General features: G+C 64.9%; 12 protein-coding genes. 11 read left to right on the top strand and 1 reads right to left on the bottom strand.

Annotated features, from left to right (window positions below; translation table 11 throughout):
* Positions 1-1,399: 1,399 nt before the first annotated feature.
* The 5 genes from MST3598_RS00200 (at position 1,400) to MST3598_RS00220 (ending at position 6,382) form a co-directional block, all read left to right on the top strand.
* Positions 1,400-1,717: a hypothetical protein gene (locus MST3598_RS00200; RefSeq protein WP_231924901.1), complete on the top strand. Its 318-nt coding sequence runs from the start codon at positions 1,400-1,402 to the stop codon at positions 1,715-1,717.
* 262 nt (positions 1,718-1,979) lie between these two features.
* The gene (locus MST3598_RS00205) at positions 1,980-2,447 is read left to right on the top strand and encodes a hypothetical protein (RefSeq protein ID WP_096359269.1); all 468 of its coding nucleotides are present in this window, start codon (positions 1,980-1,982) and stop codon (positions 2,445-2,447) included.
* Positions 2,423-3,094, top strand: coding sequence for a hypothetical protein (locus MST3598_RS00210; RefSeq protein WP_157749832.1), 672 nt, complete (start codon positions 2,423-2,425; stop codon positions 3,092-3,094). Before MST3598_RS00205 ends, MST3598_RS00210 begins: the two co-directional genes overlap by 25 nt.
* A gap of 103 nt (positions 3,095-3,197) precedes the next feature.
* On the top strand, positions 3,198-4,184 hold the full coding sequence (locus MST3598_RS00215) for a hypothetical protein (RefSeq protein ID WP_157749833.1): 987 nt from the start codon (positions 3,198-3,200) through the stop codon (positions 4,182-4,184).
* A gap of 344 nt (positions 4,185-4,528) precedes the next feature.
* Positions 4,529-6,382: a hypothetical protein gene (locus MST3598_RS00220; protein WP_096359274.1), complete on the top strand. Its 1,854-nt coding sequence runs from the start codon at positions 4,529-4,531 to the stop codon at positions 6,380-6,382.
* 159 nt (positions 6,383-6,541) lie between these two features.
* Here the strand turns inward: MST3598_RS00220 and MST3598_RS00225 are convergent, their stop codons facing one another.
* The gene (locus tag MST3598_RS00225; RefSeq protein WP_096359276.1) at positions 6,542-7,183 is read right to left on the bottom strand and encodes a GntR family transcriptional regulator; all 642 of its coding nucleotides are present in this window, start codon (positions 7,181-7,183) and stop codon (positions 6,542-6,544) included.
* A gap of 2,151 nt (positions 7,184-9,334) precedes the next feature.
* Between MST3598_RS00225 and MST3598_RS00230 the strand changes: the two genes are divergently transcribed.
* The 6 genes from MST3598_RS00230 to MST3598_RS00255 all read left to right on the top strand — a co-directional run bounded on the left by MST3598_RS00230 (position 9,335) and on the right by MST3598_RS00255 (position 21,948).
* Complete coding sequence (locus MST3598_RS00230) at positions 9,335-11,362, top strand: helix-turn-helix transcriptional regulator (RefSeq protein ID WP_157749834.1); 2,028 nt, start codon at positions 9,335-9,337, stop codon at positions 11,360-11,362.
* Between the two features lie 150 nt (positions 11,363-11,512).
* Positions 11,513-12,646 (top strand): hypothetical protein, encoded by a 1,134-nt coding sequence (locus MST3598_RS00235; RefSeq protein ID WP_096359280.1) that lies wholly within the window; start codon positions 11,513-11,515, stop codon positions 12,644-12,646.
* A 1,218-nt stretch (positions 12,647-13,864) separates the two neighbouring features.
* Positions 13,865-14,950 (top strand): non-hydrolyzing UDP-N-acetylglucosamine 2-epimerase, encoded by a 1,086-nt coding sequence (gene wecB, locus MST3598_RS00240; protein ID WP_096359282.1) that lies wholly within the window; start codon positions 13,865-13,867, stop codon positions 14,948-14,950.
* A 655-nt stretch (positions 14,951-15,605) separates the two neighbouring features.
* Positions 15,606-17,027 (top strand): glycosyltransferase family 2 protein, encoded by a 1,422-nt coding sequence (locus MST3598_RS00245; RefSeq protein WP_231924902.1) that lies wholly within the window; start codon positions 15,606-15,608, stop codon positions 17,025-17,027.
* Positions 17,024-19,120: an acyltransferase family protein gene (locus tag MST3598_RS00250; RefSeq protein ID WP_096359285.1), complete on the top strand. Its 2,097-nt coding sequence runs from the start codon at positions 17,024-17,026 to the stop codon at positions 19,118-19,120. Before MST3598_RS00245 ends, MST3598_RS00250 begins: the two co-directional genes overlap by 4 nt.
* A 326-nt stretch (positions 19,121-19,446) precedes the next feature.
* Complete coding sequence (locus MST3598_RS00255; protein WP_157749836.1) at positions 19,447-21,948, top strand: helix-turn-helix transcriptional regulator; 2,502 nt, start codon at positions 19,447-19,449, stop codon at positions 21,946-21,948.
* Positions 21,949-22,079: the final 131 nt, after the last annotated feature.

The following is a 22,079-nucleotide window of genomic DNA, read 5'->3' on the forward strand; positions in this document are numbered from 1 at the left end:
GCGGTGACCACTCGTCGAGCAGGAAGGATCGGAGTGCACGCTCGTGAGCTCGACCGGCGAGTCAGGGCGTCGGCCCTGGGAGAGGCGTTGGGCTTCTGCTGGGAATTGGGTACAGCCCGGAAGCGCGGCGTAGGCTGCCTCGACTGCCGGGGCGGACCCTGCGGCCGGCCGGAGAGTCTCTAGGTCGCGCTCGATTCCGTCGCTCGTCAGCACCACGAGCGGCAACCGCACGGCGTTTCCGAGCGTGAAGACTCTGACCGCGATAGCCTGGCCAACTCCAAGTTCGACCGTCGTGTCCGTCCCCACAGAAGAGCGCTCGTCGAGTTGCATCCACGAGAAGCTCTCCGCGCGTCCGCCGTCCCAGACGCGGATCACTGTGATTGGTAGCCGACCCGTGCTGGCCAATGTCGGTGCCGCTGGAGTGAGAATAGGTACCGATGAAGTGCCTTCAGTGCGTCTGAGGTGTCGAGGGGCGAAGGTTCCCCGTGCACGGGCAGGACACCGCAGAAGGCCGGACACCGACACCGACATGCCCCGCGTTCGCTCAGGACGGGATGGTCGCTGCCACAGGCGTCGCGTAGACAACGAACGCCGCACCGACGCCGCCGATCAGGCGACCAGAGCCCCACCGAGGGGCGGGCGAGGAGGCCTACTCCGGACGCGGAGGTCTTGGGGTTTGGGCGCGCGATGCGAGGTCGAGCGTCTCGAGGATTTCAACGAGTTGTGCGTTCAATGCTTGCGCGAGGGGGTCCCCAGGCGCGGTACTGGTGCGGGGGCGGACGGTGTCGTTGAGGAGTTGTTTCAGGGTCACTGTGGCCGCGCCGACGCGGTACCAATCGCTGTCTGCCCAGACCCACGATTGACCGTTGCGCTCGCTCACTCCCGTATTGTCCTCTCTGGGATGGAGGCTGGGCAAGGTGGCAGAAGCCGCACGTCTTCACGCTTCGGTCTGAGGTTCGCCGTGCTCGCGATCCTCGTTGTCGCCGAGTTTGCGGCCGATGTGGCATGGAGGCATTTCGCCTCTCGTGGGGGCCGCGATAGGGGGATGTTCACTCGACCGCGGAGTGATGGCGGTACAGCTGACGCCGTCGGCTGCTCGCCCCCGAGGGATTGCCTTGACGGTAGTGGTCATTTTTCCGCTGGGCTCAGGGTGCTTCGGCTCCCCAGTGTGAAGCGCCCTGGCGGGGCTGAGTATCGGTGGGGAGGGGATATACGGGAGTGCCTCTCGCGGGAACCACCAAAAGCTCAGGTTCTCCCCGACCGGGGTCATCAGCAGTTGCGCGGGCGGGGCGGGTCAGGAAGGGCTGGAAGTGCCAGCCCCGCAAACCACTCCGGCGGCTGTCGTCCTCAAGAGGTCGTGGTGACACAGTTCGGGCGACCGGCCGCGCATGTCGACTGCATGACGAACTATTGGGAACCCACCGCACACCTGTTGCACCGCCCGGAGGACACCTTCACTGCCGACGAGCAGGCGTCGGTCGCGTGCCTGCTCGCCTTCTTTGAGGAGATGGATGGCGTCGGTCCGCTCACGGAGGACCATCTCTGGTGCCGCAATGCGCGGGACGTGGAGGTGTTCGCGCGTCGGCTGCAGCGACTCCCAATAGCACGGGATGACGCACCCGAAACCCTTCTCTCATGGCTCAATGTCCAACAGAGCGCGGACCTGAATAGCTTTCAGCGCGCGCGCCTGGAAGCGATCCCGGGTTGGAGTGGGTGACGACCGGCCCCTGTCTGTCGCCGCGGTGAAGCGAACATCCGTGTGTCCTGCCGGCAGCAATATGCCTATCTCTGCCGACAGGACTCGGCGTGGGGGCGGGCGACCGCGCATGGGGGATGCAACGGTGCGAGCGGGGCCGCGCCACCCGGCCTGCCGCAGGGTACCCAGCAGAGAGTGAGTGGCAGTGACAAGGTCGGAGGCTGGCTGTATCGTCAGACGGAACCTCACCGACATCACGCCGGGTATAGGAGAGAATGAGGTTATGGTGCAGCAAGTAGTGATGCGCCTCACGGGCGCGACTCCCACGTTCGAGACGCAAGAGAACCCTGACGGTCTGCCCCCGCTGTCGTTCGAAGACAACGGTCGAGGTGTACGTATCCCGCGCCTGGGCACCCAGGACATCCTGGCTATCGCGGAGTACGCCGCACGGTCCGGGTATCGGATCGACAGCTTCCAGCTTGCCGACCACACGCTCACGAACCTGCAGGACCCGCTGGCCGCCACCGTTTCCGCCAAGCTGAAGAAAATGTTGGAGTCGGGCAAGGACGCCCGCGCGGCGGAGAACCTGCTGTTGGAGCGGTGGCCGAGCCTGAACGTCACGGGGTTGTCGCTGACGACACCGGACTTGCGCACCGTGCGCATCCAACGTCAGGGGATCCTGTCGGCATCCGCCGACTGGGCATCCACCCGCTTCCTGGCGGATGCGTGGCAGGCAGTGCACTTTTGGTAGGCCACCGCATCGGTAACGCCGTCGAGCTCGGGTTCATCGTCGCCGCAACGCTGTACATCGTGCCGCGACTGAAGGCCGTGTACCCGGAGGCCCCCGACTTGTTGTGGGAGGCCGGGGTCCCGCTCATCGTGGCTCTGCTGGTCGCCGTTGTCTCGCTGCTGTGGTGGCAGCGACCCGTCATCATCGCAGAGTGGCGGGAAGATAGCGGACCTGTGCTCGACGACCTCAGGACGGAACTGGTTGGTGCGGAGCGAGTAAGTCCGCCCTATCAAGTCACGTTCGGCGGTGTCCCGAAAGGTCTCCTCACGCAAGCCCTCGTGTGGTGGCTGCGGACGCGTCGGGACTTGCGCGTCGTGACCTTTGTGCCGAGCGCACCGATTTCGACCACGGTGCGCCATTCCAGCCCCGACAGGGATGGCCGTCCCCTGGGCGCCCCCGATTACGACAATGGGTTCTCGATGCGGGTGGGGCACCCGCCGCAGCCGGACACCTGGTTGTGGGCCAGCGTGTTCTTCCAGGCCGCGACGGCGATCAATCAGGTGCCGTTCACTGTTCGGCACGCGATGACAGCCCAAGGATCTATCGCCAACGCACTCGCCAAGTTCGTCGTCGTTCGCTCGCGGACGAAGCGGGTCACCTTCTACTGATTCTGTGACCGGGGACTCTGCCGTCACCGTGTCCAGCACGGAAGATCCATGCTCGCGCCGGTCGATCCGATATGTTCAGGTGAATCGAAGGTGAGGGTCGAGAGTGTCCACGTTCTCTAATAGTCGTTCCAGCGCGATTGCCGTAACTTTGAAAGGCGATTTCTCCCTTGATCAATTGCGGGAGGTGTTTGCCCAGAATCCTCCGGACCATGACACCCTCACCGGCGGGTGGGCGAGCACGGACGACACGGCGTCGAACATCAACGCCCGCAACGTCGCTCCGCCACGATCTGAGCCGGAGATCCTTCCCGCCGACGGTGCCTATCCTTCCCGCCTCGCTGCCCGGTACTACTTCTTCAAATCGAACAAGCAGCTGCGGGAGTCGTTCCCGAACAGCCCGCAAGAACACCACTACATCGCCGCGTTCGATGTACTGATCAGCGCGACAGGCGCTGGAGACCATATGGCCCTGCTCTCCAGCCGTAGCGCCGTCGCGGCAGGCAAACTCATCAAGGCGCTTCGTGAAGTCATGCTGAGCATCGACCCGAACGCGAAGATCATCTTCGATGGCAGTCAGATCGCGTTCAGCGCCGACCTGTTCTTCTGGCTCATCGTCCGCAGCCGCAACGAACCTGTCCTCGACGGGCACCTCACTATCGACGCGGTGCTCCGTGTGAATGGCCAGGACAACGCCAACCGCGCCACCACTTTGTCCGACGGCGTGGACTTCAATCGTCCGGCACTGCTGGTCGCCGTCGCTGAGATCGACCAGTTGGGTCCGGTGCGGGTGGTGCTGCGGGCATCGGATCTCGAGGCGAAGGTCACCGTCGACGTCTGGTCCGGTGGGGTGTTCAGCGTTCTGAAAGGAGAAACGCACTATACCGACGAGATCGACAGCCCCGAGCTGCGCGTGACCTCTATCGAGGATTTCGCGTACGACCTGCTGCCGCGCATCATCCGGGCGTACGCGACCGATGACGCGTGGGACGACAGTCGTCGAGAAGAAGAGATCCTCGCGGCAGCGCAGACGATTGTGGATCGGTACCTTCGCCGGTACCCGCAGCTCGGGCAGCATCCCCCCACGTCCTAGCCTGGGGTCGCCGCCGTCCGGGCAGCGCCTGTCGGGCGCGCCATCCGGCGACAGATGAGGCGTCGCTGGTGTGGCGGGTTCGAGGAGGTGCGGCGCCTCCGAAGCGTTGGATGCACGGACGGGCGCACGCGCGTGGCTCGAGCGGGCTCTCGCTCGAGAGGAAGCTCTGGCGGCCGCTGTCGCTCGGTGCCGATCACGGGACGGTGGGATTCACGCGGCGTCCGCCGTGGCCTCACCTAACCTTTCCTCACGCACACTGCTCCCTGCACGTTTCGCGCGGAAGAGGCTGCCGGAACCACAAGAATGATAATCATTCTCATTAGTGGTTGTGGAGAGGTTCCGTAATGAAACTGGTTTCTATGTTGACCCCGGTCGTGCTCGCCTTGGGTGGGGTGAGCGTGGCCGCCGTTCCCGTCTCGGCAGCGCCACCGCCGGACTCCGCCTACCAGGTGACGTACCTGGACGCGCCGTCCGGGTTCGATTCGACGTTCGCCGTCAGCATCGGAGAAGCCGGGGTGGTCGTGGGTGGGGCGGTGGCCACGAGTACACGGGACAGGGCGGCGGTGCGGTGGGGGGACGCGACTGCTCCGGAGGTGCTGCTGGTCGAGGGTTCGCACCGCGGTGGGGTCGCACTGGATGCGAACGCACGTGGCGTGGCTGTAGGCACCGCAGACGGTGGTGCTGTCGGGGTGGTGTGGGATGAGTCGGGGGCGGGTGCTCTTCTGCCTCGGTTGGAAGCTGGTCCGTCCACGCCCGCGGGAGTGAGCGACGCGGGCGTCGTGGTCGCGAACGGGTTCCTTCAGAGCTGGCGCAAGCAACCTTTCCTTGTGACCCACGACGGTATCGAGCGGCTGCCGCTTCCGCATTCCGCCCATGGACAGGCCGTTGAGGCTGAGGTCAGCGATATCGCGGACGACGACACGGTCGTGGGGTGGGCTGAGATCGAGCACGACGATCATGACGACGCCGCGCCCGCCGCGCAGACCTTCCATGCCGAACCGGTCCTACAGGCGTCGCTGTGGAGACACGGGGAAGCAACGACCTTGGAGTCACCGGGTGGGATCGAGTCCGACTCGATTGCCAACGCCGTCAACCCATCGGGGGCCTCTATCGGCGGGATGGCGGTTGTCGATGGTGTCGAGTGTCCCGTGTTGTGGGACAGCGGGAAGCCCCGTGTCCTTCCCCTGCCGGAGGGGCGATTCAGTGGGTGGGTCACGGCGGTGAACGACACCGGACTGGCCGTGGGCAGCATCGTGGAGACCGTCGCCGCTCGGAACGTGGAATCAGCGGCGCTGTGGCGTGGAAGCGAACTTGTGCGGCTTGATGATGCTGTCGTTCTTCCTGAGGGGCACCGCATGATCGCTGCCAACGACGTCAACAGTCGTGGGCAGGTGGCCGGCGTCGTGGCGACACCGGAGGGTGAACGAGGCGTTGTCCTGACGCCGAGGCCCGCGCCCCGGCTCACACAGCCGCTGTCGGATGAGACCCGCATCGTGTACGGCGACCCGCTCGCTGTTCGACCCGTCATGTCTGACCACGAATCTGCGCAGGTGTTGTGGGAAGCGGGGGACGACCTGGCAGGGCCGTGGGTGGCTCTGAAAGAGCACACCGCGGCGGCGTTGGAGGTGACCGCCGCCGGAGCCGTCGCGCTCGATGGCCAGTGGGTGCGGGCGACGTTCTCGAACGGGGCAGGACAGGTCACCACGAACGCCACCCGGGTTCGTGTCGACCCCGCAGCGACTGCGTTTCGCCTGGACACGGAGTCGGTGTCGACCAAGCGGGGAAGCCCGGCTGTCATCGAGGGGGTTGTCAGCGGTCGGGGGTTGGCCGGCCCCACAGGACTTGTTACGGCGACACATGACGGAGCGGTGCTGGCTGAAGGCAACCTCGTGGACGGGCGGTTCACGCTCCGTGTGGTCCTGGACTCGTCCTCCGCCTCGCGGGACTACGACGTCGATCTTCACTACGCGGGGGACCAGCATCATCAGCCGGCCCACGCGCACCAACGCATCACCGTCGACGCGGCGCACACGCACCCAGGCAATGCGAAATCGACCGGCACGGGTGAGCATCTCGCCGCGACCGGCGCGGATGCGCGGATGCTCATCATTCTTGTGTTCGGGGCCGGGGCGGCGGTGATGATCGGGGCGGTGCTGCGCCGTCGCGCGCGAACACCAGGGGGTGAAGAGGTCAGCTAGAAACGAACGGAGCTTGGAGTGACCGTGGCTGCGCCGCTTCTTGGGAGGCGCGGCCACGGTCGTGTCATCGCTGTCAGAGGCGGGGGCGGTACTCGTTGGGAGCACAGTGAGAAGGAAACGATCCGCCGTGCCCGGGCGCCGGGTGGCGACGCGCGATATTCAGCGGCTACGGACCGCCGCGAAGAGCTGCGTGGTCGCAACTTCGGTCGCTGCCCTGTCCCCATCGTTCAGGGCGGAGGCAAGCTGCAAACACGCAGCGGACAGGGGAACGGGGGACGGAGGCTCGTCCGGACCGAAGCGGACGCTGCATTCAGCGGCGAGGCGAACATCGATGAGATGTGCGCGGTGCAGGTGCGTCTGTATGAGACCCACCGCTGTGTCCATGAGGGCGCCAAGCGCTCCAGCGCGGGCGTCGATGGAGGCGGCCGAGGCGATACGGTCGATGTTGTGAATGAGGAGCTCGCGGACGTGCGTGTCGAGATTCTGGACTAGGTCGCCAAACGCGAACCCGACTAGACGTCCGGCATAGGGAAGCACATCGGGCCGGTTCGGGGCTGAGAAGTCTGTGACACGCGTGTACCGCGACGGTGCGGTCTCCACTAGTCCCGCGTGCTGGAGTCGGAGGAGCGCTTCACGCACGGGGCTTCGAGAGACGCCGAGACGACCGGTGAGTTCATCGTCCCGGAGACGTTCTCCGGGAGAGTAGTCGCCGCGAAGGATGGATGCGCTGATGAACTCGAATGCCTGCTCTGAGAGCGTGGGCTGAGGGGACGAGTGGGTGTAGCTCGTGTGTGCGGGCATTGTGACTCCGATGGAAGCTGCGCCGGGCCATCCGGCGGGGGGTGGGTGAAGCTCGGCCCGCGGGAGTAGCGACGCGTTGGGACCCCTGATGCTACTGACGGCATCGACGCCGTCGGGGCCGGATCGGTGCCATACAGTGCACGCGGCACGAATAACAGTGGGAACCCTTGCTTCTTCTCACAGCGGCGCTTCGAGCCTGGGTGCCATGACCTTCGTTTGCGCAAATCGCTGAGCGGCGTGTGAACGGCGACAGTGAGAGCCGAGGGCGTGAGCCGGGGTGAGATGCTCGAACTGAGGAATGGTTGCGTGTCTGGCGTTCTGAGCGGATGATGCTCATAAGGAGTAATCCTTCATCGAGATCATCTGGGGATGGATCCCGACGAGTGGTGGCTGTCCCTGACCAGTGTCTCCCCTCCTCACGCGGGGACAGCCACGCACCGCCGCTCGGCCACCCGGTCTTTCTCGGTGTCATGGCGCGGCGTCTGCTGAGCGCCCGAACGGCGAGGCGCGACTGGTGGGGGTTCCGGGCGGTACCGGCGTGCGTGGCCGGCCGTAACGGGTCGCGGCCATGGTGGCTCAGTGGGTGGTGAGGAGTGCGCTCAGTACCGAGGTGTAAGGGGAGGGGAGTGCGCGTGCGGGGCCGCGGGCGTGCTGCAACTGGCTCGTTTCGGTATCCCATCGCACGGCACCACCCTCCGTAAGGAGGACGCGTGCAAGAGTCAGCTCAACGAGTTCGAACCGTTCACCTCGAGCAGCTCGAGGGGCAACGGTGTGGCACCATTCCAACGCAGACACGCGGACGGAGAAGGTTCCGAAAGGGCGCGGGACGACCGCAGACAGAGCGAGGGTGTTCTCCCCGCGCGGTGCACGACAGACACCGCACACCCACTCGGCGTTGTGGAGGGACGCCCATTGAGGGGCGGGAGCGTCGGAGGGGAATCGTCACTCGCACCCCAGCGTGCCGCAGGAGCCGGTGCTCCGCATGAGGAGGAAGCATCGAGGGCAGACAACCGGGTGAAGCGCAGTCGTCAACGCAAGGTCTGCGGGGCCTGTGTCTGCGAGCAGTAGCTGATCTTTCATGCCGCGGTCCTTTCGCCCAATGGCGCTGTGCCGGGTAAGGAGACGGCGCTGCCACCGGGGTGTCGGTGGCAGCGCCGGAGCGTCAGCATGGGGTACCGACGCTCGGTTGGGGAGCCAGGGGGGTGGCTCCCGGGGGAGTACCGGCGGAGGGCCGGCGCTATGTCAACTGTGGGGGACGAGGTTGTGGCAGGGTGCGCGGAGCCTGGCAATTGCGTGCTCCACGGGGAGGGATAGGTGGGCGCGGCGCTCTTTGCGTGGTTCGAGCGGATGACCTACGAGCGGCACTGTCCGGGTGTCAGTAGGGAGAGGGCGACCACGGGGTGATGGTGGCTCGCGACACGCTCTCTGCTCCCCAGGTACACGCAAGACGAGGCCGTGCGCACTGAACATGACGTGCGCGATACGCAGCGGCCCGTTGAATCGCTGAGTGGGCTGCGTGCGTTCGCCACGCTGACGGTGACGCCGGCTTCGAGGTGGATGGCAGCGCGCCGTTACACCAGAGGCTCCTCGTGAAAGGACACCGTGAGGAAGAAGTCCCCCGTTGTGGGTCGAGATCGAGACCTGGCCGTCGCGGTGAACGTGATCCAGGATGGTGACGGCAGCGTTGAGGTTGTCGGGAGTAGAGGGAGCGGACGCAGCTCGTTCCTTGAAGCGCTCAGCGCGCGGCTGCAGAGCACGGGGTGGACGGTCCTTCGACTCCGCGGGGTGGCGTCGCTGCGACAGCACCCGCTTTCGGCAATCCAGCTGGCGGGTTTTGTTCAAGCGAGCGACTCACGCCCGTTGACGATACAGAGCACTGTTGGAGCGTTGGAGGCGCACCTTCGTGACGCCCGCTCGGTCATCGTCGTAGACGACTGGGATGATCTCGACGAAGCATCATGGGGCATCGTGGAAGGAACGCGACGTTCTCTCGGGGTCCCCGTCGCTCTCACCCGTCTTCATGGTCGAAGCGCGAGGCATACCCCTGGCGGGCTTACAGCATCGACACGCGAACCAGGGTTCGTTATCGACATGGCACCTTTACGATTCGATGAGCTTCAGTGTGCCATCGAACACAGGTTCGCCGCGCCGATGGAAGCAAGCACCATGCGACGGGTGTTCGCCAAATCGGGTGGCAACGTCGGCCTGGCCTTGAGCATCATGAGCGTCGCGATCCGCGAGGGGCGGGTGCGCCGCTTGGAGGGTACGTGGGCCGCCGTGCAGGACTTGTGGAGCGCAGGGCTGCGTGGATCGATGGAAGCCCAGCTGGAGGACATCAGCGCACCGGCCCGGGACGCGTTGGAGGTCATCACGATGCTCGACGACGCGGGTGTGGATACGGTCATCGAGCTTGTTGACTGGCCGACCCTGGAAATGTTGGAAAACCGGGGGATGATCCGGATGGTCATGGCGGGCGAGAGGCAGCTCGTGACCGTCGTTCCCCCGCTGTTGACGGAGTTCTTCCAGCACGAGGGGCTCCTCTCACGGCGCCTCAGGCTATCTCGCCACATCAGTGACCGTGTGGGAACAGAACGCCCCGAACAGCCTTTTCGCGAGCTCTCCCCCTCAAGGATCGAACCAGATGCCGCCCTGGTGCGGCTCATCCATAAACGGACGCACGCCCGTACGTTGGCTGCTCGCGCTCGATGGGAAGTCTGCGGGCAGGCTCGCTCCGTGTGGGAGTACGCGACGGCGCTGATCAACGCTGGTGCAGACCCGTCTGCAGTGGACGCCGTACTTGAGCGTCCCATTCCCTTCGACAGCGATGCGCTCAGCGTGGTGCGACTCGCTGTCCTGCAAGCTCGATGGTGGGCAAGCGCAGGAGACGTAGAGAAAGCGGCATCCATCTTGACGGGCGCACGCACCAGTGCTGGCTGCTTTGCCGGGATCATCGCGGCTGCGCAGGTTCGGCTCTCATGCGAGCAGGGGCACGTGCCCGAGGACTTCGCGTCATCATTGGAAGTCGGCGAACTCATGCCGGACCCGGTACGCGCCGCTGTGTGGGACACTCAGATACTGGTGCTGAACACGCTCGGGCGGTTCACAGACGCCGCGCGGGTGTACGCCGCTTACGAGGCCGACAGGCGTGCCGCCGCACACATGACGGGGGACACCCGTGCGCAGTCCCACTTGACCCTTCTCGGGTTGGGGCGAGGCAGGGAAGCGCTCGCCTTGTCGTTGCGGGCAGTGGATGAGTCGTTCGGTCTTCTGGACGTTGATGCGGCGCGAGCCCACGGTGTTGTTGCCGTGGTGTGTTTGATGATGTCGGGAGATAACGATCCGGTAGAGGATCTCGTCTCTGTGCTTACCGCAGCCGGGCCCTTTCCTCGGTGCGCGGCCGCGCAGCAACGTGTTCTTCTCACGCTCGCGGCCGTTGTTGCCATCCGCAAAGGCAAGACCTCTGTCGGGGAGCGGTACCTGGACCAGCTCGGCCAGCTGCCAGGACAGGACGGCCTGCTTCCCGGTCAGAGCCCTTCATGGGCGAGAGCGCAGCGGTTGGCTTTCGAAGGGGGCCTCCGGGATGCAGCCGCATTGCTGTGGAACGCAGGGGACGACCTGTGGGGACGCGGGGGGAGGGCTGCGGGTCTGGCAAGCATGCTCAACGCCTGTGAGATTCGCCCCGATCCGAAATGGATGGCCGTGGTCGCTGAGCGAGCGCCGCAGGTTCACGGCGGGTTGTTCGCCGCGCAGCATGCTTTCGTGAAGGCCGTCTCGGCGGAGAACGGGGACCAGCTGGTGAGTGCCTTCGAGTGCCTCGACGACACCGGTCGTCGGGGACTGGCGGTGTCAGCCCTACGGCGTGCGACACTTGCCTACCGCGCTGCTGGCGCTGAGGCACGCGCCCGGGCAGTGGAGGCGCGCAGCGCCGAGTACCTCGACGTGCTGGCGCATCAAGCCGTTGATGCCGACCGGTTCGCCACGACCACGGTGAAACTCACGGACCGTGAAGTGGAAATCGCACGACTGGTCGCGGAGGGCATGTCCAACCCCGCCATCGCCTCTCACCTTGTTCTCAGTATCCGGACGGTGGAAAGCCACATGCACCGCATTATGCGGAAGTTGGCGTTGCCGAATCGACAGTCTGTCGGTGACTACATCCTCAATCAACACCGCTCATGAACGACGCTTTTCGGACAACGCCGTCTAGCGCGCGCGGGATTTTGCCAGTCTTTGGAGGACGAATGCTCAACACGGGACATCCCGGGCGCCCCACTCACCGCCTGGTGTCCCCGTGGGGGTTCGTGCATCACTCGCTCAGAGAGGTGTGAGATGCCCGAGAGGACAGCCGCGAGAGCACACTCTCGCCTTGCGCTGGAGAGCGAAGCGCTCCTGGTCGCCGCCATCGTCGGTGCCGGCGTCGCGCTCACGCTCGGTCTGGTCGTTCTTGTGTGGGGGGCAACGGTTTCAGACGCCATGACCGTGGGAACAGTCGGTGCAGGGTCGGCGCTGGTCAGCGGTATCGTCGTTGCGGTCGCGGCGTATGTTCGGTCCTTGCACGTGCCGGGGCGCGAGTGGATGCTCCGCAAGGCTGCATGGAAAGTTGCGCTCGACATCAGTGTGATTGCGATCCTTCACGCCGCGGTCGCGGCGACGCTCGTCGTTCTGATGTTCGCGTTGTTGTTCCATGGCGGCGTGCTGCGACTTCGGCCCTTTGCCGCGGTAGGCGCTGTCGGGATCAGCGCCGGGATGTCCGCGTACTGGATCTACCTCTCCACGGTGTCAACCTCGGTGCGACGGGCGGCAACGCTGTTGATGGTGTACACCGTCGCCATGGTGGTGCTGATCCTGACCGTCCCGACAGCCGCCGACGATGATCCGGACGGCGTCGGCAGCGTACTCGCCGCTGGCATCGTCTCATTCCCACGACCGTTGTTCGACTTCTCCTTCATCACCGCAGGAGCATTCGCGGCGGCGTTCGCGCACTATGTGGCGCCCACTTTGGAGCAGTTGCACCGGCGAGGTGAACTGAAGCGCGAATGGGCACCAGCGGCGAGCATCGCTTCGCTCGTGTTCATGGGATTCTTGATGGTGGGCGTGGGTGTGATCCCCGCGGCGATGAACGCCACACTCCACGGGATTCTCGTCGCTGGCACAGCCTCAGTTTTCGTGTTCGTTCTGCTGATGGCACCATTCGCACTGCACGGACTACCCCGACGGTTCTTCCTCGTCGGATGGGCGCACCTCACCGTCATCGCGGCCGCCATCGCGATGTATCTGCTGCGGGGTGGCCTAACCCCCGACGCCCTGGCGCTCGTGATGCAGGTGACGGTCCTGGGGTGGGTAGCGCTCCTCACGTGCTTCGCGGATGCGCTCGCAGAGACACCGAGAGGACGCCACGGGGATGATTCGCTGTACCGCCGGGTCAGCGTCCACCGCTCGAAGCACATGCCCGCCGCGACCTGAGGGATCGATGCGATTCGGACCCCCGTCCGCGCGAGAACTGTGCAGTCTCCGACACTCGACGAACAGTCGAAGCCGAGCATCAGGGCAGAGGAATTGACATGCCGCTCGTCCGCGATTCCCACGACTGCACCACGAATGTCGATGCCGCGAAAGCCGGGAGAAGACGCACAGGACGACGATTCCGACGATCAAGGCAGTCTTTCCGTGCGTCGCGGACGGTGGACTAGCCGAGAGGGAGCAAAGCGACGTGCACTATGACCGCCCAGGGGGCGAGAAGCGCCGGAGCACCCAGGCACGCCAGCCCCCAGGGCCCATCGTGTGTCGGAGGACCGTGCTGGCGTCGGTGCGAACAGGAGAACTCGCTTCAGATGGTGCGGATCGTCGCCACGTCAGAGCAACCGGGCGGTGTTGACGCCGAACTTGCACCCGCGGACAGGGTCACCACCGCGAACGCGATGGTGAAAGCAGCTGCGCAGGTGATCAGAGTACGAAGTTGGATAGCTAAACCACCATTGGTGTTGTTGTGGGGAACGCAGGATGTCGGAGAGGCCAATCGCGGTCGCGGGCGAGCAGCGGTCGGATGCACGAATGGCGTAGCGGTGAGTAAGCCCTTGCGTGTGCGGGCGTGTGAAGTGCCGCTTCTTCGTCACATGGAGCTGGTGCCTCGGAAGTACGGTCTTTCCGTCGGCGACTACGGGTTTGGCGGATTGGTGAGCGCTTCGGGGCCTGTCCGCATGGAACGGTAGGTGACGGCCGGAACGGTTGGGTTCCGTCAGGCTATCCGGAAACATTCGGGTTGTTTTCGAAGGTGCCCGTGGTCGCGACCACGGGCACCTGCCATTTCCGGCAGCAATTCGGGGCTACTACTGCGAACGCGGGTGAGCCCTATGACGACCGAGGGTGATCGTCTGGTCAGCGCGACGGACCACGGCGGCCTCGTTCAGGCACGTGGACAGCGCGAGCGTGCCATCTTTCGCGCGTGCGTTCGTGCAGCACAGCGCGCTCGGAACGCTCGTGGGGACCACATGCGCGACACAGGTGTTGTCTACGGGTCTGGGAGCGTATGCATCGCGGTTGGCGTGTCCATAGCACAGAAGATGACGTTGTTTCTACCGGGATCTGTTCGGGGCGCAGGGGAGCGGGGCCCCGGCTTCCTACCGTGGTGAACAACCCCAGTGCGGGGTTGCGTTGGACCTTACCCACCCGAAGGGAACTTCCATGACCGCGTCCACCCGAATCGCTATTGTCCTCGGTACCCGACCGGAGATCATCAAGCTCGCCCCGCTCATCCGTGAGCTCGGTGATGACGCCTTCGTCATTCACACCGGCCAACACTATGACCAGGAGCTCGCCGGTCAGCTCTTCGAAAGTCTCGGCTTGCCCGCCCCTGATGTCGTGCTCACAGGCATTGGCGGACATGCTCGCTGGACGCAGGTTGCGCGAGCGATTGAGGCGCTGGCGGAGGAGTTCGTTCGCGCCCGTCCGGATGTCGTGGTGGTTCAGGGAGACACGAACACGGTGTCTGCGGGCGCTCAGGCCGCCAACTATGTCGGCATTCCGGTCGTTCATGTGGAGGCGGGGCTGCGTTCGGATGATCGAGCGATGCCGGAAGAGATCAACCGGCTCGTCGCGGGCGTGCTGGCTGATGTGCACTGTGCGGCCACGTCGACAAACGCTCGCCGTTTGGCGGCGGAGGGCGTCCCCGCGGAACGAGTCGTCGTCACGGGCAATACCATCGTCGAGGCGACCGAGGCCATCCTTGCCCGTCCCGCAGCCCTACCCGAGGGGCTGTCACCTGACGCGTACGTGCTGGCGACCGTGCACCGCCCCGAGAACACGGACACCGCTGCCGCTCTCGAAAGGATCCTTCGCGACCTGGCCGAGTTGCCCTTGCCGGTGGTTTTTGTCGCTCATCCCCGGACACGCTCAGCCATGGTCCGTTTTGGGCTCACCGGCTACGCCGACAGGCTGCGCATCATGTCGTCCGTCACCCATGACGAGTTCGTGCACCTCGCGCACACGGCAGCTCTTCTCGTGTCGGACTCCGGTGGGGTGCAGGAGGAATGCACGGTGATGAAGCGCCCGTTGCTCGTTCCCCGCCGCAGTACTGAGCGCCCCGAAGCTATCGAGGCTGGGTTTGCGCGGTTGGTTTTGCCGGAGGAATCTCTCGCGGAGGCTGCCCGTGAATGGTTGGCTGATGAGACACTGCCTGCGCGGCTGAAGGTCATCCCCTCCCCGTATGGAGACGGGACGGCCGGCAGCCAGATCGCTCGAGTGTGCCGCGACCTCGCGGGCCCCCGCTAGCGCGACACCCGCGGAGGGCTCGTTGGAGAGAAGCCTGGGGGACTCGTCTACCGATTTTTCCCCTCCGACTACGGGTTAAGGTCACGACGCCAACAGTGGAGCGGCACCCGGCGCGACACTGGTTTCAGGCCATCGCGACACTCTCCGGCGGCTGAGGCAGACAGGCTGACCTCCTTCGAACATTCTGTCTGCAACGTGCGGGCATGGGGATGTCCGCTCACATGCCCCGCGGCTACTCCGGTCCCCTCCGAATAGTCGCGGGGCATTCCCCTGTCCCCGGCCCGAGAGTGTCGATCTTCAGCTCGAATGCATGAACCGCGAGCCGCCTGACATCGCCCCCGGCGGCGCGCGACGCGTGCGGCACAGAGCCCGGTGCACCGCGCTGCGGCGATGACGGGTGGGTGGGTGAGATCTGCACGCTGTGCTCGGATCCCCGTGTGCGACGCGGCTGGGCTGGTGGGGAATATTGGGCTGTCTCGGAGTACGCCGCGTGACGGCGCTGCCCCGATGGCACCCGGCACGCGTGGCTGGTCGCGACTACGCACCTTCGACCAGCTCGCATCCCCGACAGGCCGCGATACACGGGGATTGGGCCCCTCAACACCGGTATCGGCCCGGGGGTGCGGATGCGGTAGTCGCACGACCGTACCGTGAAATGACCGACTCAAGTGAGACGCGCAGAACCCGAATCTGTACAGCAGGCCCGAACCTGTGTCTCGTAGCCCAACTTCTGGAGGATCCCATGCTTGGAATCTTTGCCGCAGTCGCCCTCGTCGTCATCAGCATCTCGTTCGCCTACCTGTGGGTGATGTTCTTTGCCGGGATGCGCACCATCCGTCGACAAGGCGCGACAATGTCCACCCTCAGTGACACCAAGTATGAGGACCCGTACATCGACGAACCGGGGACCTTCCACACGTACTTTCTGATTCCGTGCCTGGATGAGGAGAAGGTCATCGGTGCAACCACGAAAGCACTGGCCGGTTCGCCGCACTCCACGACCATCGTCATCGACGATGCCTCGGACGACCGGACCAGGGAGGTGGCATACGAGAACGGCGGCGACAACGTCATCGTGCTCAGCAGAACCCTCCCCAATGCGCGGCTCGGCAAGGGCGAAGCACTCAATGACGCCGTACGCCTGGTGCGCGAGCTTGTTGCCGAGCGCGGGCAGGACACCGAAGAGGTGCTGGTGGTCGTCATGGATGCGGACGGACGTCTGTCCGATGGCGCCATGTCGCAGGTGTTGCCCCTGTTCGATGATCCCACCGTGGGCGGCGTGCAGCTCGCGGTGAGGATCCGCAACCGCCACAGTTTCCTCACCCGCTACCAGGACTTTCACTTCTGGTCCAGCACCTCGGTCACTCAATTCGGACGAGCGCAGACCGGAACGGTATCCCTGGGAGGCAACGGACAGTTCAGCCGACTGTCCGCGCTGAACGAGGCCGGCGAGAAGCCGTGGTCAGAGTCTCTGACCGAGGACCTCGATCTGTGCGTCACGCTTGCACTGCGCGGGTGGAAGCTGACCACCACGCCGAATGCGGCAGTGGAACAGCAGGGGGTGGAGACGATCTCCACTCTGTTCCGTCAGCGTCGACGCTGGTTCCAGGGCCACATGGCGATGGCGAAACGGATCCCGGAGATCTGGAAGACGCCGTCCCTGCCCAACATTCGTGCGCTGGAACTTTCCGCGTACATCCTGACCCCCTGGGTCACAATCCTTCCCTGGTCGATTCTGTTCCACTGGGCGGTCCTCGGGATGATCTTCGACGGCGGAGTGTTCTTCGCCTTCGTCACCAGCTCCGCGACGCTTCTCGCCGGGCTCGTGTTTTGGTACCTGCTCACGCTGGGACCCGTGTTCGTCAATGCATGGGTGTACTACAAACGCGACGACAAGCACGAGTTCTGGATCTCGATGCTCCATTCCCACTGTTTCCCGCTGATCAACTACCTGGCATTCGCGGCGGTGTGGAGTGCGCTCGCGCGTCTCCTTAAAGGCCAGAACGGGTGGGAGAAGACCCGCCGTGTTGACGAGGCCGTCCCCGCACCGGGCGCCGAGACGGCGGTGCCGGCATGACGCTCACCGCCGAGGACACCCGCACGTCAGGGAACACTCTCCCGTTCTCCTCTTCCGAACTCGACGCCACACCCTCGCGTGCACAAGCCACGGGTCGACGCCGCTCCCGGCATACGCGGCGTCGGACCCACCGCGCCGTGAACGGGTCGAGTGAAGCGCTCCAGCTGCCCCAGTCCTATTTCCCGGCCGTGGATGGTATGCGTGCCCTCGCCATCCTCAGCGTCTTGGTGTTCCACACCGGCATCTACCAGAACGGCCTGTTCGGGGTAGACGTGTTCTTCGTCCTCTCCGGCTACCTGATCACGCTGACCTTGCTCCGCGAGTACTTCCGGTACGGGATGGTGCGACTGCGACAGTTCTACGCACGGCGGATCAAGCGCCTGCTCCCCCTGCTGCTGGTGGTGTTGGTTCTCACGCTTGGAGCGGTCACTGCGTGGGGGACGGCCGCTGATCTGGAACGTTTCTCCAAGCAGGCCGTCGCGTCGCTGCTGTATGTGACGAACTGGGAGCAGATCCTCGCCGGTCAGGACTATTGGGGTGGCTTCGACGCGATCAACCCGCTGGGACACATGTGGTCGCTTGCGATCACGGAACAGTTCTACCTCGTGTGGCCGGTGCTGCTTGTCGCGACGCTCGCCGTGGGCCGCGCGTGGTCACGACGCAAGGGCGGACAGAACGCCTGGCAGCACTCTCGCCTGGCTGCCCTGCTGGTGCTGGTTCTCAGTGGGGTTGGTGTCGTGGCCGGGGCCATCCTCCCGAACCTCATGTTCACCGGTGATAACGCCGACCGGGTGTACCTCGGCACCGACACCCATTTCGTGGGGCTGGTCGCAGGAGCGGCAGCGGCGTCCGTGAGCTTCCTGGTACTGCAGTCACGTGCCCGCCGAGGCGTCAGCGGGCACGTCAGCAGGAACCAGTGGAGTGGAGCGCTTCGCACCGCGCTGATCACCGCCGTATCGGCGGGCAGCGTCATCGGCATCGTGATGCTCAGCGTCAACGCTTCCACCTATGAGGAGGCCTGGCTGTACGAGTACGGCTTTACCGCGGTGGCGTTGCTGTCCGCGCTGCTGATCCTCACGCTCACATCGCCGAGCAACCTGTTGGGGCGGGTGTTTGCCTTCACGCCTTTCGTGGAGCTCGGCAAAGTGTCATACACGCTGTTCCTCGTTCACCTTCCGCTGTACTGGGTCATTCTCAGCGTCGGCAGCTGGACATCCGCGAAGGACCTCCTCATCCTCGGTGTGCCGCTGTCCATCGTGATCGCCTCCGGACTGCACCACCTGGTCGCCGAGCCCGTCCGGTTGCGGCAATGGCAGACCAAGGGGAGGTCGTGGTTCACCGTGGCGTTGGCTGCGACCGTCGCATCTGTCATCGTGGTGCCTGGCGTGGTTGCCGAGCTTCCTCGAGGAAGCGGTGACGTGCGGGTGCTCACGCTCGGAGATTCGTTGGCGAACGACTTCGCGTCGGCACTGTCCACCAACGCAGCCGACAGCTTCACTGTCGTCGATGGCGGGTTGCCGGGGTGTGGAATCGCCGGGAGCACGGGGCAGAAGACCGCCGTCGGCATCACTCAGATGGCTGCGAAGCAGTGTAACCCGTGGCAGGAACGCTGGCAGGAAGCGCTGTCCACCGGTACGCCAGATGTGATCGTGGTGAACATCGCGTGGGATGCGGTCACCCAGATCTTTGGTGACACCGAAGTGGATCTGACGGACCCGGTCTACGCGGCCGAGTACCGGCAGCAGCTGACGACGATGGCCGATCTCCTCGACGGCACCGACGCGACGGTCCTGATTGCGAACTCACGTCTCTACAACGCCGTCGTCACCCCTGCCCAGGCGTTGGCGTTCAATGCCCTCCTCGAAGATGTCCTCGCGGACTATCCCGAGATTGTCCTCGTCGACCTGCAGGAAGCGGTATGCACACCGGATGATTGCCCTAGCCGAGGCGAGGACGGTTCGGACTGGTACCTCGATGACCGGGTCCATTTCTCTCCGGCGGGTAAGCAGGTCGTGTCCAGCTGGCTGACCGAAGAGATCCTCGCTCACACTAGCGGCGGTCCCGCCACCGGCGGGGAAGAGCCAAACCGATGAGGAAGACGAGCGTGGCGGTCACCAGGAGGATCGCGAGGGGCAGGCATGCAACGAACAGGTCGACAATCTCCTGCCCGAACGTCGCGAAGAAATCGGGTTCGTCAGTGGCAATGAGAAGGTAGTGCACGTCGGCTCCTGTGCTCGCGTTGACGCTCTGCAACATCGTGAGCGTACGCGCACGCCGCGGACACGTAGACACGTACTTGATGTTCTCCGTAGACGCCGCTCGGCGCTGCGTGGTACACCGTAATTCACCAGTAAACGAGCCTGCTCGTTCGCCGCCCCTGGGGTGCGAGCCGAAGAGCTGCAGGCGGGGAAGGGGGGCCATGTCCCGGAATGAGCAGTTCCTCACCGCGGTCGACATTTTGCAGAGCAGCCGGAGTGTGGAGGTTACCGGGGAGCACGGCAGTGGCCGCACGCATCTTCTGCAACGGATCCGGGACCATTTCGTCACACTCGGATGGCGGGTCGTTGAGCTACCCGGGCAGGAGCCGTTCCGGCGAAGCCAGCTTGTCGCTCTCGCATTGGCGGGGATCGCCACCACAGGCAACGACCCTCGTGTCTCCCCTCTCGTCACCGCCTACCGATCACTGTTGGAACAGGTCGCCGGTGAGAGGACGGTCGTCCTCGTCGACGACAGCGACAGCATGGATGACGGGTCGTGGGGCATCATCACCGCGGTCAGCGCAGCGCAGCACGCCCCCGTCGCGTATACGCGTGTTCCGCACCGCCCGGCGCCTCCGGCGGGAGCTCTTGCCCCGGTATACAGCATCGACCTGCTTCCATTGTCCTATGCGGAACTCGAGGCCGCTGTGGAGGCGTCCTGGTCATTGACCATCGAGCCAAACACGATGAGTCGGGTGTTCGCCAAATCAGGGGGAAACATCGGCATCGCCCACCTCATACTCGATGCCGCGCGGCGGGCAGGCCGACTGACCGAACAGGACGGCATCGCCCGTGCGGTCGGGTCGTTGTGGGTGCCGACCTTGCGGGCGGTGGTAGATCGCATCATGGAGCCTTTGGATGCGCATGACATCAGTGCGCTGCAAGCGCTGTCGCTGCTCGGCACCGTCGACATCGAAACGGCGGTGAAGGTGGTCAGCCAGGAGCGACTGATCGCGTTGGAGGGTGCCCGGTTCGTGAGTGTCGTCCCTTTCGGGGGCAGGCGAATGTTGACAGTGAACCCGCCATTGATCGTGGAGTACTTCCGTACCCAGGCGCAGCCAGCTCAGTATGCGGCCATCCTTGCGAAGATTGGCGATTCGCTGCACGGTGAGGCGGCGGTGCAAACCACGTCTGCCGATCCCCGCAACACCTCATCGCACGTCCGTGTCGTCCACGAGCAGATTCGGATGCGGGCGGTCCGGGCGCGGGAAGCGTGGCATGCACATCCGACAGTCGCGCATGCGACGGCTCTGCTGCAGGCGATGCAAGCCGATAGTGCGCACATCGCCGATGAGGTTGATACTCTCGCGGTCGCGGTCGGACAGCTGGCGGCCCCCGATGAGGACTGGGCGGACTGGGAAAGCGCGTACTGGTCCCATGTCGCCCAACATCAAGGGGATGTCGAGCGTGCCCTTGAAGGGTTGGCGACCGCGGAGAACAAGTACCCGGCGGAGGCTGTTCGCCTCCGCGCCACCAGGCTCCTTCTGCAGATGGCGTTGGTCGACGTCCCAGAAGAGGAACCGTTCGCCGAGGTGGATACTGCCGTGCTGGCCGCCCGCGACGTGCCCCTGGTCCTGATGGTGCGGGTGGGATGGCATCTCATCCGCGGAGATGCCGTGCGAGCGCACGAGCTGATCACAGTAGGGTACGACGATGCCGCTCCCATCCCCGAACTTGATGCTCTTCAGGTGTACTGCGAATTGGGCTTGGATCGATATGAGCTGGCCTCCGAGCTGGCGGAGGAACGCTTGGAGAAAGCGCACGCGGCCTTCGACGCCACCAATATCCGGGTGTACTCGTACTTGGTGGCGCTGTGCGGGCTCGTGTCTCGACGGTTGGAGCGTGCCGAGACAATTATCTCGGAAGCGGCCGCGCTCGGCCTGCCGCCCGGGCAGGCACCCCTCAGCTACGTCGGTTTGACGTTGATGGGCGCGTACTTCGCGATCCGTCGGGGACAGCGCGGACAGATGGCCCAGTTCTTGGCGGAGCTCGACGAAACCGGTCTCCCCGACGGGACCCTTCCAGGACAGAACCGGGCGTTCATCAAGACGCGTCTCGCGCTCTTGGAGTCCGACACCGTCGCGGCCGCTCGCGTGAGCCGTGAGTCCGGCGACGCCCTGTGGGAGCGTGGAGCGCGCCTCGCGGCCGGCCACTGCTACCTCGACAGCGTGAACGCGGATCTTCGACCAGGGGACTGGGCGCACGCCAAGCATCGTCTCGACCAGCTCAACAGTCCCACCTTCGCCCGCGCCGCCTCTGTCTACGACGCGATGATGTCCGGGGACATGACCTCAACGGTCGAGCAGGTGAAAGCGTTGGCGGAGGTGGGAAGGCGCGGGGAAGCGGCTTACTACGCGCGCGCCGCGCTGCGCATCTTCACCGCGGACGATGCCGACACGCAGCGGACGCGGGAACTGTTGTCCGAGGTTATCGACGCCGCGCCGGTATCGCTGACGCGTTCAGGGGTCCCGGAGCTGACCGCGCGGGAACGGGAGGTTGCGGAGCTGGTCGCGTCCGGGTTGACGAATCCGATGATCGCCGATGCGTTGGTTGTCTCCGTGCGCACCGTGGAATCCCACGTCAACAAACTCATGAGGAAGATCGGCGTGAAACGGCGTACGGACGTGAGGGAGTACCTTCTCGCCAGCGGGGCTCGGGGGTAACGCCGCACGTACGCCCCGGTCGGTGTTCTACGGAGAAACGAGCCGTGAACACGCAACCATGCCCTGTTCGGGGTCGGGCCGGGTACGTGCGGGGCACGATGGGTTTGTGGTACTGAAGCCGTTCGATCTCG

The organism is Microbacterium sp. TPU 3598 (assembly GCF_002356155.1).
Lineage (GTDB): Bacteria > Actinomycetota > Actinomycetes > Actinomycetales > Microbacteriaceae > Microbacterium > Microbacterium maritypicum_A.